Genomic DNA, 14,930 nt, shown 5'->3' on the forward strand with positions numbered 1-14,930 from the left:
TTTTGGACCGTTATTGTTTAAGTCGTCGTTATTTGGACCTTCGTCACCATGACGAGCGTCGCGACAGCACAGCCCCGCTGTTACCGCGAACTGGCGCGCCGCGCTACGCTCGCAATGACGCAAGACCTATGCGGTCGCCCTCTGGATGCTCACTTCGCTGACGCCGACCTCGCGGGCCGTATTCACTATTGCCGCCCAGGTGTCATCCGGCAAGGGGACGCCGTTCTGGCTCCGCTCAGCCCCGGTTTTCCGCTCGGGATCGCCGGGAATCAGCACCTGATCGACCCCGGCCACCGGCTTGGTGGCACGGATGAAGTCCGCATAGCGCGACACCTCTGCGTCGAAGACATGGGAGGTATCGACCACTTTCGGATCGATGTAGAAGGCCAGCATGCCGTTGGCGAAGCGCCGACCGCCGGACGTGGCCCCGGTTCCGGTCAACGCCCCGCCGAGCAGCTCGCACATGAAGGCAAGGCCCGAGCCCTTGTGCTCGCCGAACGCTCGGATCGCGCCCGTTCCCTTGGTGTGGTCGCGCGGCCCGTCCGGCGTGTAGGGGCCGTAGAGCACGGCCGGCTCCTCGCTCAGTCTGCCGTCGGCATCGACCAGCGCGCCCTTCGGCAGCTTCTTGCCGCCGCGGCTCGCGACCAGCACCTTGCCCTCGGCCACGACCGAGGTTGCGAAGTCCAGCACGATCGGGTTTTGGCCCTCGCGCGGAATGCCGACGCAATAGGGCGCGGTGGAGAGCCGCTTCTCGACGCCGCCGAACGGCGCCACCAGCAGCGAGCCCGCGGCATTGACGAAATGCACCGAGATCAGCCCTTCTGCGGCGGCCATCTCGGCCCAATCGCCGACGCGGCCGATATGGCCCGCATTGCGTAGCGCGACTGCGGCAAGTCCCGCCTTCCTGCACTTCTCGATGCCGATCCGGACCGCTTGCGGCGTCACGGTCTGGCCGTAGCCGAACTTGCCGTCGATCACCGCGAGCGAAGGCGTGTCGAGCACCAATTCGGCGTTCTGGTTGGGCACGACCGCGCCGGACTTCTGCCAGCGAATATAGACGGGGACGCGGATCACGCCGTGGCTGTCATGGCCGGTCAGATTCGCCGTGGTCAGGTAGGTGGCGATGCGCCGGGCTTCGTCGGGCGACGACTGCGCATGCGCGAAGACCTCGGTGACGAAGTCGATCAGCTTCTGAACCTGGATGGTGACCATGAGGGTCTGTTTGCCTCTACCTCGGCGCCGATTTTGCAGTGATCGGCTTGAGCGGCACTTGAGCGAAAAACTGCGGCGATGTCCATGATTGTTGACGCGCGCTTGCGCATATCTGCTTTCACTCCTCGGCACTTGCCTCCTCGCCCGCGCCGAGCCCTGCGAGACTTTGTTCGAGCTCGCCGAGCATCTCCTGCAACTCGACGAGCTTGCGTGCGCCAAAGCGTCGCGTGATCTCCGCATAGATCGCTTCGGATGACGGCGCCACGGAGGCCATCAGCTTCACGCCCTTTTCCGAGATCGAGACCATGCTGCGGCGCTGGTCCGCCTTGGCGGTCTTGCGCTCGATCAAATTGCGCGCCTCCAGATCACGCAGGATGCGCGACAGGCTTGGTCCGAGCAGGAACGCGGTGCGCGCCAGTTCCGTGACCTCGACCGTATCGATCGCCGCGAGCGCGCGCAGAATGCGCCATTGCTGCTCTGTCAGGCCATGCTCACGCAGCGAGGGACGGAATTGCCGCATCACCGCTTCGCGCGCCCGCAGAAGCGACATCGGTAGCGAGCGCGAGAAGTCGCGCATCGGCACCTGCCGGACGGCGGGCTCGCTTCCGTTCGCAGGATCAGCCGGTCTCTTCACCATGACGCCCCTTCAAGCCGCGAAACGTTTGCAGTGCAGCAAGCCAATTTGCGATTGACGCATTCACTTAACATGTTAAGTATCTTCCCGCACCACGATTTGTAAGATCACAAATGGCGCTTTCCAACGACGATATCCGAGCTTGCGCGAACCGTCTGCACCAGGCGGAAAAGACCCGTACACAGATCCGGCAGCTCTCGCAGGACTTTCCCGACATCAGCATCGCTGACGCCTACGCGATTCAGAAGGCCTGGGTCGACATCAAGATTGCCGAGGGGCGCATCGTCAGGGGACACAAGATCGGCCTGACCTCGAAGGCGATGCAGAGCGCGCTCGGCATCAACGAGCCGGATTCCGGCGTGTTGCTCGACGACATGTTCTTCGCCGATGGTGGCCTCGTCCCGACGGAGCGCTTCATAGCCACGCGCGTGGAAGCCGAGCTCGCCTTCGTCATGAGCAAGCGCCTCGCGGGCCCCGACTGCACGCTATTCGACGTGCTCAACGCCACCGACTTCGTGGTGCCGGCGCTGGAGATTCTGGACACGCGGATCGAGCGCGTCGATCCCCAGACCAAGGCGACGCGAAAGATTTTCGATACCATCGCCGATAACGCGGCGAATGCCGGGATCGTGCTCGGCGGACGGCCGATCCGCCCGCTTGACGCCGATCTGCGATGGATCGGTGCGTTGTGTTTCAAGAACGGCCAGCTCGAAGAGACCGGCCTTGCCGCCGGCGTGCTCAATCATCCTGCCACGGCCGTTGCCTGGCTCGCCAACAAGATCGCACCGCTCGGCCTTGCGCTCGAGCCCGGACAAATCGTGCTCGCCGGCTCTTTCATCCGTCCGATCGAGACCCGCAAGGGCGACACAATCCAGGCCGATTATGGCGCCTACGGCTCGGTGAGCTGCTACTTCGCTTAGACGAACAAGAAAACAGGGAGTGAAACCGCGATGCCGCATTTCACGATCGAATATTCGGCCAATCTCGACGACCGCCTCGACATCGGCGCGGCGTGCGAGGTGGTGCGCAAGGCGGCGGTCGAGACCGGCATCTTCCCGCTCGGCGGCATCCGCGTCCGCGCCGTCAGATGCGAGCATTATGCGATTGCGGACGCGCGGCAAGACTACGGCTTTCTCGACATGGTGCTGCGCATCGGCGAAGGCCGCGATCTGCCAACCCGCAAGACGGCCGGCGAGCATGTCTTCCAGGCGCTCTCCCGGCATCTCGATCCCGTCTTCGCAAGCTCGAAATTCGCTCTCTCGTTCGACATGCAGATCAACGACAAGGACACGAGCTGGAAGCGCAACAACATCCACGACGCCCTGAAAGCGGAGGCCGCCCATGGATAAGCCCACGCCGAAAACCGATGTGTTCCAGGCCAATCGCGACCGCGTTGCACCGCTGCTGAAGACGCTACGTGCCGACGGTATCGGGCACATGATCGACGGCAAGATCGTGCCGTCGATCTCTGGCGAGACGTTCGAGACCAAGTCGCCGGTCGACGGCGCGACACTCGCAAGCGTCGCCCGCGGCAATGCCGAGGACGTCGATCGCGCCGCCACCGCTGCCGCCCTCGCCTTCAAGTCCTGGCGCGACATGGCGCCGGCGATGCGGAAGAAGCTGCTGCATCGGGTCGCCGACGCCATCGAGGACAATGCCGAGGACATCGCGGTGCTCGAATGCATCGACACCGGCCAGGCCTATCGCTTCATGGCCAAGGCCGCGATCCGCGCCGCCGAAAATTTCCGCTTCTTTGCCGATCGATGCGGCGAGGCGCGCGACGGCCAGAACACGCCGAGCGACGAGCATTGGAACGTCTCGACGCGCGTGCCGATCGGCCCGGTCGGCGTGATCACGCCGTGGAATACACCGTTCATGCTCTCGACCTGGAAGATCGCCCCTGCCCTCGCCGCCGGCTGCACCGTCGTGCACAAGCCGGCGGAGTGGTCGCCGGTCACGGCGGCTATTCTGGCAAAGCTCGTCAAGGAAGCCGGCGTGCCCGACGGCGTGCTCAACACCGTGCACGGTTTTGGCGAAGAGGCCGGCAAGGCATTGACCGAGCATCCCGCCATCAAGGCGATCGGCTTCGTCGGCGAAAGCTCGACGGGATCCGCGATCATGGTTCAGGGCGCGCCGACCTTGAAGCGTGTGCATTTCGAGCTCGGCGGCAAGAACCCGGTGATCGTGTTCGACGACGCCGATCTCGACCGCGCGCTCGATGCGGTCGTGTTCATGATCTACTCGCTCAATGGCGAGCGCTGCACGTCGTCGAGCCGCCTGCTGATCCAGGCCGGCATCGCCGAGAAATTCACCGAGAAACTCACGGCGCGCGTAAAAGCCCTGAAGGTCGGCCATCCCCTCGATCCCGTAACCGAGATCGGGCCACTGATCCACGAGCGTCATCTGGCAAAGGTGTGCTCCTATTTCGACGTCGCACGCCAGGACGGCGCGACGATTGCCGTCGGCGGCAAGGCCTATGACGGCCCGGGCGGCGGACATTATGTCGAGCCGACCCTGGTGACCGGCGCACACGGCAAGATGCGCGTGGCGCAGGAAGAGGTGTTCGGCCCCTTCCTGACCGTGCTGCCCTTCAAGGACGAAGCAGACGCGATCGAGATCGCCAACGACATCCGCTATGGCCTGACCGGCTATGTCTGGACCAACGATGTCGGCCGCGCATTGCGTGTCGCCGATGCACTCGAAGCCGGCATGATCTGGCTGAACTCGGAAAACGTCCGCCATCTGCCGACGCCGTTCGGCGGCATGAAGGCATCAGGCATCGGCCGCGACGGCGGCGATTACTCGTTCGATTTCTACATGGAAACCAAGCACGTCTCGCTGGCGCGGGGCACGCACAAGATTCAGAAGCTGGGAATCTAACGCCCGCGGTTCCTCGGCGCGCGGAGCGCGGACGGGGAATGGCAGGGTCTAGAGAGGGGAAACGCAATGCCCGTACCGCAACATATCTTCGAGCCGCCGTTCAACATCATCCGCTCCAGCCACGCCGTGCTGGACGTCACCGACCTGAAGCTCAGCCGCGAGTTCTATGAAAGCGTTGTCGGCCTGCATGTCGAGGACGCCGACGACAAGGTCGTCTACTTGCGCGCCGCCGAGGAGCATCAGCATCACTCGCTGGTGTTGCGCAAGGCGGCGGCGCCTGCCTGCAACCGCCTCGGCTTCAAGGTCGGCAACGACGGTGATCTGGACAAGGCTGCGAAGTTCCTGTCCGAGAACGGCCTTGGCTACGCCTTCGTCGATCAGCCCTTCCAGGGCCGCACGCTGCAATTCACCGACCCCTTCGGCTTCCAGATCGAGCTGTATGCGTCGATGGACCGGCGGCCGCACCTGCTGCGCCGCTACGATCTCTACAGGGGCTGCCATCCGCAGCGGCTCGACCATTTCAACGTGTTCGCCGCCGAAGTGCAGGACACCGTCGAATTCTATGCCCGGCTCGGCTTTCGCCTCACCGAATACGCCGAGGAGGACGGACCGAACGGGCGAATCGCCGCCGCCTGGATGCATCGCAAGGGCAATGTCCACGATTTTGCCATCACCAACGGCAAGGGCCCGCGGCTGCACCACTTCGCGTACTGGACGCCGACGGCGATGAACATCATCCATCTCTGCGACGTCATGGCCTCGCAAGGCTTCGTCAAGAACATCGAGCGTGGTCCCGGCCGCCACGGCATCTCGAATGCGTTCTTCCTCTACGTCCGCGACCCCGATGGACACCGGCTCGAGCTCTACACCAGCGACTATTTCACCGGCGATCACGACCACGAGCCGCTGCGCTGGTCATTGCGAGATCCGCGCCGCCAGACATTGTGGGGCGCGCCCGCCCCGCGCTCCTGGTTCGAGCAGGGCTCGCCGTTCGCTGGCCAAGCCGTGCGTGAGCCGAACTTCGTGGCCGACGTGCTGGTGGCGGACTAAGCAATGACCCTCCCTCGCCTCGCCACCTATTCCGTCAAAGGTGCAACGAAGTACGGCGCCGTCGTCGATGGCGGCATCGTCGATCTCTCCGCGCGCCACGCAAAAGACTATCCGACGCTGCGCGAGGTGATCGCGGCAGGAAAGCTCGCGAGCTTCGCGGAAGAGGCCGCCGGCCGCACGCCCGATCACGCGCTCGGTGACATCATCTGGCTGCCGCCGGTGCCCGCGCCGGAAAAGATCATCTGCATCGGCGTCAACTATCCCGACCGCAATGCCGAGTACAAGGACGGCCAGGACGCGCCGAAATATCCGAGCATGTTCATGCGCTCGCCGCGCTCCTTCGTCGGCCACGACACACCGCTGGTGCGCCCGCGCGCCTCCGCGCAGCTCGACTATGAGGGAGAGATCGTGCTGGTGATCGGCAAGGCCGGCCGGCACATTGTGGAAAGCTCGGCGCTCGGTCACATCGCCGCGCTGACGCTCTGCAATGAAGGCTCAGTGCGCGACTGGCTGCGCCATGCCAAGTTCAACGTCACGCAGGGCAAGAACTTCGATTCCAGCGGCAGCCTCGGCCCGTGGCTGGTGCCCTACACACAGGAATCGCAAGTCGCCGACATCCGCCTCACCACGCACGTCAACGGCGAGCTGCGGCAGGACGACCGCACCAGCCGGCTGATGTTTCCGTTCCGCTATCTCATCAGCTATATCTCGACCTTCGCAACGCTCGTTCCCGGCGATATCATCGTCACGGGCACGCCAACCGGCGCCGGTGCGCGGTTCGACCCGCCGCGTTATCTGAAGCCCGGCGATGTTATCGAAGTCGCGGCCGAGGGCATCGGATCTTTACGCAACGGCGTCGTCGACGAAGCCTAAACAATAATCGAAATGGAATAATGCCATGACCACCCTCACCGGCGGCGAAGCCATCGTAAGCGGCCTTGTCGCCCATGGCGTCGATACTGTATTCGGCCTGCCCGGCGCGCAGGTCTACGGGCTGTTCGACGCGTTCCACCAGGCCCAGCTCAAGGTGATCGGCGCGCGGCACGAGCAGGCTTGCGGCTACATGGCGTTCGGCTATGCGCGCTCCAGCGGCAGGCCCGGCGTGTTCAGCGTGGTGCCCGGCCCCGGCGTGCTCAACGCCAGCGCCGCGCTGCTCACCGCCTTCGGCTGCAACGAGCCGGTGCTGTGCGTCACCGGTCAGGTGCCGACGCAGTTTCTGGGCAAGGGCCGCGGCCATCTGCACGAGATGCCGGACCAGCTCGCTACCTTGCGCACCTATGTGAAATGGGCGGATCGGATCGAATATCCCGGCAACGCGCCGACCACCGTCGCGCGCGCCTTCCAGGAGATGACGTCCGGACGGCGTGGCCCCGCTTCGGTCGAGATGCCCTGGGACGTCTTCACCCAGCGCGCCGACACCGCGGCTGCGCAAGTGCTGGAGCCGCTGCCCGCACCGCAGCCCGACCCTGATATGATCAAGCAGGCGGCCGCGCTGATCAAGAACAGCAAGGCGCCGATGATCTTCGTCGGCAGCGGCGCGATCGAGGCGCGCGAGGAGATTCTCGAACTCGCCGAGATGATCGACGCGCCTGTCGTCGCCTTCCGCAGCGGCCGCGGCATCGTCTCCAACGCGCATGAGCTTGGGCTGACCATGGCGGCAGCTTACAAGCTGTGGCCGACAACCGATTTGATGATCGCAATCGGCACGCGCGCCGAACTGCCGGCGTCGGGCTTCCGCTGGCCGTATCAGCCGAAGGGGCTGAAATCCATTCGTGTCGATATCGATCCGGCCGAGATGCGCCGGCTCGCCTCCGATGTCGCTATCGTCGCCGACGCCAAGGCCGGCGCGGCCGATCTGGTCACCGCCGTGACGAAGGCCGGCTATGCCAGGACCAGCGGCCGGCGGGGCGACATCCGCGGGGCTGCTGCGACGGCGCAAGCCGAGATCCAGCGCATCCAGCCGCAGATGGCATATCTCAACATCCTGCGCGAGGTGCTGCCGGCGAACGCGATCGTGACAGATGAATTGTCGCAGTTCGGTTTCGCCTCCTGGTACGGTTTTCCGATCTACGAGCCGCGCACCTTCATCACATCAGGCTATCAGGGCACACTCGGCTCGGGCTTCCCGACCGCGCTCGGCGCCAAGGTCGCCAATCCCGACAAGCCGGTGGTGGCGATCACCGGCGACGGCGGCTTCATGTTCGGCGTGCAGGAGCTCGCCACCGCCGTGCAGTTCAACATCGGCGTGGTGACGCTGGTGTTCAACAACAACGCCTACGGCAATGTCCGCCGCGACCAGCGCGAGCGCTTCGACGGCCGCGTGGTGGCCTCGGATCTGGTCAACCCGGATTTCGTCAAGCTGGCGGAGTCCTTTGGCGTCGCATCAGCGCGCGTCACCGCGCCGGACCAGTTCAAGGCGGCGATGGAGAAGGCGCTCGCCCATGGCGGGCCGTGTCTGATCTCGATCGAAGTGACCAGGGATTCGGAAGTGAGCCCCTGGGCGTTCATCCACCCGCCGAAGCCTTGAGGTGAACGCCGCCCTGTAGCCGCGCCGCCGCGATCACCAGCAGGCCCGCGCCTGCGACCGCCCAGCAGGCGACCGGGGCCCAGTGCAGCAGCGGCGCGTAGTCAGGCACTTTCTGCAAGCCGCCGGCGACCGCCGCCATTCGTGCCAAGGTCCCGAGTGCCAGCGCCGAGAAGACGAGGCCGGTCACCTTTCCCTCCGCGCCGGTCGAGCCGATGGCCAACGCAGCCGAGATCGCGCTCATCAGCATGCAGCCCCACGCTGCTCCGGCGAGAAACTGCGCGACGATCAGCGTGTTGAGGCTGCCGGCGAATTCGGCTGCAGCAATCGCGACCGCTCCAAGCAGTCCGGCCGCGCCCATCACGATCACGCCGCCACGGTGCTTGGCGACGAGGCTTGCCGGAAACATGGCAATGTTGAAACCGATCCAGAACACCGGCATCAGCCATTGCAGCTCATCCGGCTTGGCAAAGCGCAGGTAGAACGGCGCGCTGTTCAGAGCGAAGTGCAACTGATAACCGAGCGCGAGCGCCACCATCGCGACGATGAAGGCGATCGGCACGAGGCCAAGCGGCTTTGCCGCTTCGGGCGGTGTCGGCGGCGCGGTGTCGCGGGCCACCTCGTGCTCGATCCGTGACAGTCCGAGCGCGGTCAACAGCAACACTGCGCTCGATATCACGAAGGGCAGCCGCGCATCGTGCTCGCGCAGCACCACGCCGAGATAGGGCGAGACTGCGCCGGCGACGCCATAGCCGAGCATCGCGAGCGCGGCGAGGAACGGCACCTGCGGCCGGGCGCGGTATTTGCCGAGCAGGGTCAGCGGCGGCGCGCGCAGCGCGGACGAGGTGATCGACCAGACAACGATCAGGGCAATGAACCACCCCTGCGCGGCCACCCCGCGTCCTGCGACGAAGGGCAGCGCGACGAACGCGCCGCAGGAGATCGCGGCCACGAGCCCGACGAACAGGCCTAGCCTGCCGAGATGGGGAGCGATCTTGTCGGCGGCGATCCCCATCGCGGTGTCGGCGATGGTGAAGATCGCCTGGTCCAGCATCAGGATGAGGATGACGGCTGATGGCGCGACGCCGACCTCAGCCGCGAGCTTTGGCAGATAGATGACGTAGGTGGTCCAGCCAAGCGTGAACGCCAGTTGCAGCACGGCCAGATACAAGCCGGTACGGTTGGCCGCGCCAGTGCCGGCCGAGAGCTGTGTGGTCGCCATATCGCCGTCTCCCCCGCCGGAAGCTTAGACGAGCGGCGGCTGCGAGGAAACGCGTCAGCGGACCTTTCGGAACGTCAAATTGATCCGCTTCCGCCCCAGCAACGCATGTTCACCGTCGGCCAGCGGCGCGACGCCGTGATAGGCGAGCCGTGACGGCCCGCCCCAGACCACGACATCGCCATGGACCAAGCGGAAGCGGCGCGGCTTGTCGCTGCGTGCCAGGCCGCCGAACAGGAACGTCGCAGGCAGCCCGAGCGAGACCGAGACGATCGGCGCTGAATAATCCAGCTCGTCCTTGTCCTGATGCAATGACAGCCGCGTGCCGGGCTCGTAGCGGTTGACGAGGCACGCGTCGGGCGCGAAGCCGGCAAAGCCGCCCTGCTCCGCGGCGCGCGACGCCAGATCGCGGAGCACCGGCGGCATCGCCGGCCACGGCGCCCCGGTCCGCGGGTCGATGGGATCATAGCGATAGCCGGTATGATCGGTGATCCAGCCGCGCTCGCCGCAATTGGTCATGGCGACCGACATCAGATGCCCGCCGGGCGTGGTCATGCGGCGGAACGGCGACTGCGCCACGATGGCGCGCACCGCTTCGATCAACTCGCTCTCGATCGGCTTGACGAAGCCGCGCAGCAGAACGGCGCCGTCGGCGATCTCCTCGCGCGACGGCTGGGCTTCGGCAACGCTATCGAACAAATCCGCCATCAGTGGCAGCGTTTATTTCGCATCGTGAAAGATCACACCTAGTGTGTGGCGCTGACCGGACCTGACTTGGCTGACGCCATGGCGGAGATTAACGCGGTAGGTGCCGCGTGTCCCCTGCACCGGGCGGTGATGCACAGCGAAGGCCACGGCGTCGCCCTGCGCGAGCGGAACCACTTCGGCGCGGGACTGCATGCGCGGGCGCTGCTCGGTCAGCACGAACTCGCCGCCGGTGAAATCGCGGCCGGGCTCCGACAAGAGGATCGCGACCTGCAACGGGAACACGTGCTCGCCATAGAGGTCCTGATGCAGACAGTTGAAATCGCCGGCCTCGTATTGCAGCAGCAGCGGCGTCGGTCGCGCTTGGCCTGCCTCGTGGCACCGCTTCAGGAACGCCGCGTGTTCGGCCGGGTAGCGGATGTCGATCCCCATAGCCTCGTTCCAGCGGTTGGCGACACCCTGGAGATGCGCGTAGAGCGTCGGGCGCAACTGCACGATCAGGTCAGGCAGCGGGTAGGAGAAATATTTGTACTCGCCGCGACCGAAGCCATGGCGGCCCATGACGATGCGGCTGCGGAAGTTGGCGTCGTGGGGATAGAGCGCGGCGACGGCGCGGCACTGGTCCGGCGTGAGCAGGCCTTTCAGGAGCGCGCAGCCCTGGGTGTCGAGTTCGCCGGTGATCTGGGGCCAGTCGAGGGCATCGACGCGGGCGGCGGGGTCCGTGGCTGACTTATGAGGCGATTTGCGTGCTGTTGCTGTCATGGCTCTGACCTTCGCAAGACCGCCCCGTCCTCTACCACCCGATTTCCGTCTCTCTCCCCGTCATTGCGAGCGGAGCGAAGCAATCCAGAATCCCCCCGCGGAACCAGCCTGGATTGCTTCGTCGCAAGGGCTCCTCGCAATGACGGCGGAGAGAGTTCCGCTCGCAATGACGGCGGAGAGACCTTAGCCCCTCACGGGCAGCGTCACCACGTCATAGCCGTGCTTGATCGTGCGCTTCAGCACCGGGTCTTCCAGCTCGAAATCGAAACGGTCGGCGGGGCGGATACCGCCCTTCGCCGCAAACGTGCCGCCGAACATGGCGCAGCCGTCGGGAAATTTCCCTCCCTCGAAGCCACGCGCGATCAGGTCGGCGACCGGCAGCATCGCATCGAGCGTGCCCTCCTGATAGAGCACGCGCTCGCCCTTGATCGTGGCCCAGGAGCGCAGGATCATCCTGTCCCAGTGGCCGATGACGTCCTCGAGCTCCCACAGCGTGGATGCGATCGGCTTGTCGCACATCTGCTTGGACACCGTGACGTTATAGGCCTCGACCTTGCGGTCGGTGTGGTCGGAACCGCAGCCGACGAAAATGCGACCCTGCCAGCCGATCAGCACGAACTCGACCTCGCCAGAGGAATCGCCGCCGGTGCATTCGATGCTGTCTTCCATCGTCAGCCGTCGTGCCGAGGCGCGATAGTAGATCGGCGTCGAGGCCGGCGGAGCGATACCCATCTCCTGCAGCTCGGCAATGTGCTTGTCGCGCGCGACCGGATCGCGGCCGGTCCAGCCGGCGATGACCATCTGGTCGATCGCCAGCGTCAGCGGCGTGGTGGTGTCCTGGGCGTCAACGGTGAAAGTCAGGTCAAACACGAATTACGGCCTCCATGCCGGCAGCAAGCTCGAAGATACGGCGGTCCGATCCGCCCGCGCCCGCCAGCATCAGGCCGACCGGAATCTCGCCCTCGCGATGCGCAGGCAGCGAGATGGCGCAGCCGTCGATCATGTTGATCAGGGTGCAGTTGCGGAGCGCCCGCAGGTTTTCCCTTGTGAACGCCTTGTCGTCGGCAAGGTCCGAAATTTTCGGCGGCGTGTTGGCGGTGGTCGGCAGCACCAGCGCGTCATAGGGCGCGATGCGCGCATTGACGCGGGCGATCAGCGAGCGGCGCTCATGGAGAAGATCGATGTAGTCCGCCGCGCTCTGCGCCTCGCCACGCATGATGCGCACGGAGACTCGGGGATCGTAGACGTCGCCCTTGGACGTGAGGAGGTAGCGATGCCAGGCATAGCTTTCGGAAGCCGCAAAGCCGCCCTTGGCGTTCATCGGCCCGATGTCGTGGAATTCAGCCATCTCGATGCGCTCGATGATCGCACCATGATCGGCAAGGCTCTTGAGTGCACGCTCGAATGTCGCGGCCACAGCCGCGTCGAGGTCGTCGAGCGCGATCGTGGTCGGGACCGCCAGCCGCATGCCCTTGACGGGCCGGGGCTTCAGGGGGGCGATCGGCTCGTTCGCAAGCACGGCATCGAGAATGGCACAGCAACTGACCGATCGTGCCAGCGGCCCGATGCTGTCGAGCGAGAACGACAGCGGCACAGCCCCGTCGAGCGGCACGCGCCGCTGCGTCGGCTTGTAGCCGACGATGCCGTTATAGGCCGCCGGAATCCGGCAGGAGCCGCCGGTGTCGGTGCCGAGCGCGCCATGCGCCATGCCGTCGAGCACGGAAACCGCGGCGCCCGAGGACGACCCGCCGGGCACGTGGCCCTCGGCCCGGTTCCAGACGCCCTTTGGCGTGCCGTAATGCGGATTGATGCCGATGCCGGAATAGGCGAACTCGGTCATGTTGGTGCGCCCGATCACGACGAAGCCGGCCTTGCGCAGCCGCGCTACCGTGGGGGCATCCTGTTCGGCCGGCGAGGAATCGTCGAGCGCGCGGGAGCCGGCGCGCGTCACCTGGCCCTTGATGTCGAAGAGATCCTTGATCGAGACCGGGATACCGGCGTAGCGCGACGGCGCCGCCTTCACCTTGCGCAAACCGTCCATCGCATCGGCCGCCACAAGCGCGGCGTCCTTGTCGACATGGATGAAGGCACGCTGCCCCTCGCCGGCTGGATCGGCGATTTTGGCGATGCAAGCCTCGACCAGCTTGCGGGAGGTGGTCCGGCCGCTTTCGAGGTCTTCGGCGAGCTTCGTCAGTGTCGAAAAATCGGGCATGTCTGTCTCACGGAATATTTGCGCGCAATGTATAGCGCTGCCTCAGTTCGACACAAGCATTGTGCGCATGATGGCATGCATGCGCATTGCTGGACCGTTGACGCGCCATGGTCGATTGTCGCATCAAGATCGCAACAGCCGGGCTAAGCCTTGGCCTTGGGAGGACCTGCCGAGATGGCCGAACCGCAGCGCGCGCGACCGAAACCGACGCCCGAGACCCAGCATTTCTGGGACGGCACCAAGGCGGGTGAGTTGCGCCTGCAGCGCTGCGACGCCTGCGCGCATGTCTATTTTCCGCCGCGCCCGTTCTGCCCGTCCTGCGCCTCGCGCAAGGTCAGCATCTTCAAGGCGAGTGGCAAGGGCTTCCTCTACAGCTACGTGATCAACCATCGTCCCGCCGCGCCCGGCTTCACGCCGCCTTACGCGATCGCCGTGGTTGAACTTGCCGAGGGACCGCGGATGATGAGCAACATCATCGACTGCCCGCAGACGCCGGAGGCGCTCGAGCTCGACATGAAGCTCGAGGTCTCCTTCGAGACGCTCGACGACAAGATCACCCTCCCCGTATTCCGTCCGGCGAAGGGGTAAGCCCATGCGCAGCAATCAGGTTGCCGTCGTCGGCGCGGCCGAGACCACCGAGCTCGGTGTCATTCCCAACGCCTCGCAGCTCCAGCTTCACGCGGATGCGGCGCTCAATGCCATTGCCGATGCCGGCCTGAAGCTGTCGGACATCGACGGCTTCGCCACCGCCGTCGAGACACCGCAGCAGGTCTGCCACTATCTCGGCATCAAACCGACCTGGGTGGACGGCACCTCGGTCGGCGGCTGCTCCTTCATGCTGCACGTCCGCCATGCCGCCGCGGCGATCGAGGCCGGCCTGTGCAAGACCGTGCTGATCACCCATGCCGAGAGCGGCAAGTCGATGATCGGCAAGGCGCCGCGCTCGATTCCCGCCGACAGCCTGCAAGGCCAGTTCGAGGCGCCGTTCGGCGTCTACGGCCCGCCCAGCATGTTCCCGATCCCCGTGCTGCGCTTCATGAAGACCTATGGCATCACGCACGAGCAGCTCGCCGCGGTCGCGGTGGTGCAGCGGGAATGGGCGGCGAAGAATCCGCGCGCGATGATGAAGGACCCGATCACGGTCGCAGACGTCCTCAACTCGCGCATGATCGCCTATCCGTTCCGCCTGCTGCAATGCTGCCTCGTCACCGACGGCGGCGGCGCGCTGATCCTGACCTCGGCGGACCGTGCCCGGGATTTTCCGCGCAAACCGGTCTACATCATGGGCACCGGCGAGAGCGTGGAGACGCCGATGGTCAGCCAGATGGAGACTTTTAATTCCTCGCGCGCGTTCAAGACCGCGGGACCGCTGGCGTTCAGGGAGGCCGGCATTGCACATAAGGACGTCGATCATCTCATGATCTACGACGCCTTCGCGCATCTGCCGCTGTTCGGCCTCGGCGATCTCGGCTTCATGCCGCACGAGGAGACCGGCAAGTTCATCGCCGACGGCAACACGCGCCCGGGCGGCAAGCTGCCGCTCAACACCAATGGCGGCGGATTGAGCTACATGCATTCCGGCATGTACGGCATGTACGCGCTCCAGGAGAGCGTCCGCCAGATGCGCGGCATTGCGCCGGCGCAGGTCGCCAACGCGAAGATTTCGGTGTGCCACGGCGTCGGCGGCATGTTCGCCGCGTCGGGCACGATCGTGTTTACGAACGAGAGGTAA

The 14,930-nt window shown here is 65.3% G+C and carries 15 protein-coding genes; 8 read left to right on the forward strand and 7 right to left on the reverse strand.

All coding sequences use genetic code 11. The features are described from left to right. Window positions 1-126: 126 nt before the first annotated feature. On the reverse strand, window positions 127-1,212 hold the full coding sequence (locus IVB40_RS25255; protein WP_247816651.1) for a malate/lactate/ureidoglycolate dehydrogenase: 1,086 nt from the start codon (window positions 1,210-1,212) through the stop codon (window positions 127-129). A 118-nt stretch (window positions 1,213-1,330) separates the two neighbouring features. Then, window positions 1,331-1,849 carry a homoprotocatechuate degradation operon regulator HpaR gene (gene hpaR, locus IVB40_RS25260; RefSeq protein WP_247288667.1) on the reverse strand — a complete coding sequence of 173 codons (519 nt, stop codon included), beginning with the start codon at window positions 1,847-1,849 and terminating at the stop codon, window positions 1,331-1,333. Between the two features lie 110 nt (window positions 1,850-1,959). Here hpaR and hpaH point away from each other — a divergent pair, with 110 nt between their 5' ends. The 6 genes from hpaH to IVB40_RS25290 all read left to right on the forward strand — a co-directional run bounded on the left by hpaH (window position 1,960) and on the right by IVB40_RS25290 (window position 8,303). Next, on the forward strand, window positions 1,960-2,766 hold the full coding sequence (gene hpaH, locus IVB40_RS25265; RefSeq protein ID WP_247467339.1) for a 2-oxo-hept-4-ene-1,7-dioate hydratase: 807 nt from the start codon (window positions 1,960-1,962) through the stop codon (window positions 2,764-2,766). Between the two features lie 30 nt (window positions 2,767-2,796). Further along, window positions 2,797-3,195, forward strand: coding sequence for a 5-carboxymethyl-2-hydroxymuconate Delta-isomerase (locus tag IVB40_RS25270; protein ID WP_247359939.1), 399 nt, complete (start codon window positions 2,797-2,799; stop codon window positions 3,193-3,195). Beyond that, a complete protein-coding gene (hpaE, locus tag IVB40_RS25275) occupies window positions 3,188-4,726 on the forward strand; it encodes a 5-carboxymethyl-2-hydroxymuconate semialdehyde dehydrogenase (protein WP_247816652.1) in 1,539 nt (512 codons plus the stop codon). The genes IVB40_RS25270 and hpaE overlap by 8 nt, the downstream gene beginning before the upstream one ends. A gap of 66 nt (window positions 4,727-4,792) precedes the next feature. Beyond that, the gene (gene hpaD / locus IVB40_RS25280; RefSeq protein ID WP_027568982.1) at window positions 4,793-5,776 is read left to right on the forward strand and encodes a 3,4-dihydroxyphenylacetate 2,3-dioxygenase; all 984 of its coding nucleotides are present in this window, start codon (window positions 4,793-4,795) and stop codon (window positions 5,774-5,776) included. 3 nt (window positions 5,777-5,779) lie between these two features. Beyond that, window positions 5,780-6,649, forward strand: a complete 870-nt coding sequence (locus IVB40_RS25285) for a fumarylacetoacetate hydrolase family protein (RefSeq protein ID WP_247816653.1) — start codon at window positions 5,780-5,782, stop codon at window positions 6,647-6,649. A 25-nt stretch (window positions 6,650-6,674) separates the two neighbouring features. Beyond that, complete coding sequence (locus IVB40_RS25290) at window positions 6,675-8,303, forward strand: thiamine pyrophosphate-dependent enzyme (protein WP_247816654.1); 1,629 nt, start codon at window positions 6,675-6,677, stop codon at window positions 8,301-8,303. Here the strand turns inward: IVB40_RS25290 and IVB40_RS25295 are convergent. From IVB40_RS25295 to IVB40_RS25315, 5 genes are all read right to left on the reverse strand, one after another. Beyond that, a complete protein-coding gene (locus tag IVB40_RS25295) occupies window positions 8,281-9,522 on the reverse strand; it encodes an MFS transporter (RefSeq protein ID WP_027568979.1) in 1,242 nt (413 codons plus the stop codon). The genes IVB40_RS25290 and IVB40_RS25295 overlap by 23 nt on opposite strands. Window positions 9,523-9,576: 54 nt before the next feature. Further along, window positions 9,577-10,230: a DNA oxidative demethylase AlkB gene (gene alkB / locus IVB40_RS25300; protein ID WP_247819591.1), complete on the reverse strand. Its 654-nt coding sequence runs from the start codon at window positions 10,228-10,230 to the stop codon at window positions 9,577-9,579. Window positions 10,231-10,239: 9 nt separating this feature from the next. Then, window positions 10,240-10,986, reverse strand: a complete 747-nt coding sequence (locus tag IVB40_RS25305; protein WP_247816655.1) for a 2OG-Fe(II) oxygenase — start codon at window positions 10,984-10,986, stop codon at window positions 10,240-10,242. A 183-nt stretch (window positions 10,987-11,169) separates the two neighbouring features. After that, window positions 11,170-11,856: a DUF2848 domain-containing protein gene (locus IVB40_RS25310; RefSeq protein WP_247359944.1), complete on the reverse strand. Its 687-nt coding sequence runs from the start codon at window positions 11,854-11,856 to the stop codon at window positions 11,170-11,172. Then, complete coding sequence (locus IVB40_RS25315) at window positions 11,849-13,198, reverse strand: amidase (RefSeq protein ID WP_247359945.1); 1,350 nt, start codon at window positions 13,196-13,198, stop codon at window positions 11,849-11,851. Before IVB40_RS25315 ends, IVB40_RS25310 begins: the two co-directional genes overlap by 8 nt. A gap of 174 nt (window positions 13,199-13,372) precedes the next feature. On the opposite strand from IVB40_RS25315, the gene IVB40_RS25320 reads away from it, so the two are divergent. Together IVB40_RS25320 and IVB40_RS25325 are read left to right on the forward strand one after the other, a co-directional pair. Beyond that, window positions 13,373-13,786 carry an OB-fold domain-containing protein gene (locus IVB40_RS25320; RefSeq protein ID WP_247359946.1) on the forward strand — a complete coding sequence of 138 codons (414 nt, stop codon included), beginning with the start codon at window positions 13,373-13,375 and terminating at the stop codon, window positions 13,784-13,786. A 4-nt stretch (window positions 13,787-13,790) separates the two neighbouring features. Then, the gene (locus tag IVB40_RS25325) at window positions 13,791-14,930 is read left to right on the forward strand and encodes a thiolase (protein WP_247816656.1); all 1,140 of its coding nucleotides are present in this window, start codon (window positions 13,791-13,793) and stop codon (window positions 14,928-14,930) included.

This window comes from Bradyrhizobium sp. 40 (assembly GCF_023100925.1).
Classification (GTDB): domain Bacteria; phylum Pseudomonadota; class Alphaproteobacteria; order Rhizobiales; family Xanthobacteraceae; genus Bradyrhizobium.

Excerpts from the sequence above, each read along its gene's own strand:
- IVB40_RS25255 (WP_247816651.1), bottom strand. The coding sequence starts at position 1,212 with ATGGTCACCATCCAGGTTCAGAAGCTGATCGACTTCGTCACCGAGGTC.
- hpaR (WP_247288667.1), bottom strand. The coding sequence starts at position 1,849 with ATGGTGAAGAGACCGGCTGATCCTGCGAACGGAAGCGAGCCCGCCGTC.
- hpaH (WP_247467339.1), top strand. The coding sequence starts at position 1,960 with ATGGCGCTTTCCAACGACGATATCCGAGCTTGCGCGAACCGTCTGCAC.
- IVB40_RS25270 (WP_247359939.1), top strand. The coding sequence starts at position 2,797 with ATGCCGCATTTCACGATCGAATATTCGGCCAATCTCGACGACCGCCTC.
- hpaE (WP_247816652.1), top strand. The coding sequence starts at position 3,188 with ATGGATAAGCCCACGCCGAAAACCGATGTGTTCCAGGCCAATCGCGAC.
- hpaD (WP_027568982.1), top strand. The coding sequence starts at position 4,793 with ATGCCCGTACCGCAACATATCTTCGAGCCGCCGTTCAACATCATCCGC.
- IVB40_RS25285 (WP_247816653.1), top strand. The coding sequence starts at position 5,780 with ATGACCCTCCCTCGCCTCGCCACCTATTCCGTCAAAGGTGCAACGAAG.
- IVB40_RS25290 (WP_247816654.1), top strand. The coding sequence starts at position 6,675 with ATGACCACCCTCACCGGCGGCGAAGCCATCGTAAGCGGCCTTGTCGCC.
- IVB40_RS25295 (WP_027568979.1), bottom strand. The coding sequence starts at position 9,522 with ATGGCGACCACACAGCTCTCGGCCGGCACTGGCGCGGCCAACCGTACC.
- IVB40_RS25305 (WP_247816655.1), bottom strand. The coding sequence starts at position 10,986 with ATGACAGCAACAGCACGCAAATCGCCTCATAAGTCAGCCACGGACCCC.
- IVB40_RS25315 (WP_247359945.1), bottom strand. The coding sequence starts at position 13,198 with ATGCCCGATTTTTCGACACTGACGAAGCTCGCCGAAGACCTCGAAAGC.
- IVB40_RS25320 (WP_247359946.1), top strand. The coding sequence starts at position 13,373 with ATGGCCGAACCGCAGCGCGCGCGACCGAAACCGACGCCCGAGACCCAG.
- IVB40_RS25325 (WP_247816656.1), top strand. The coding sequence starts at position 13,791 with ATGCGCAGCAATCAGGTTGCCGTCGTCGGCGCGGCCGAGACCACCGAG.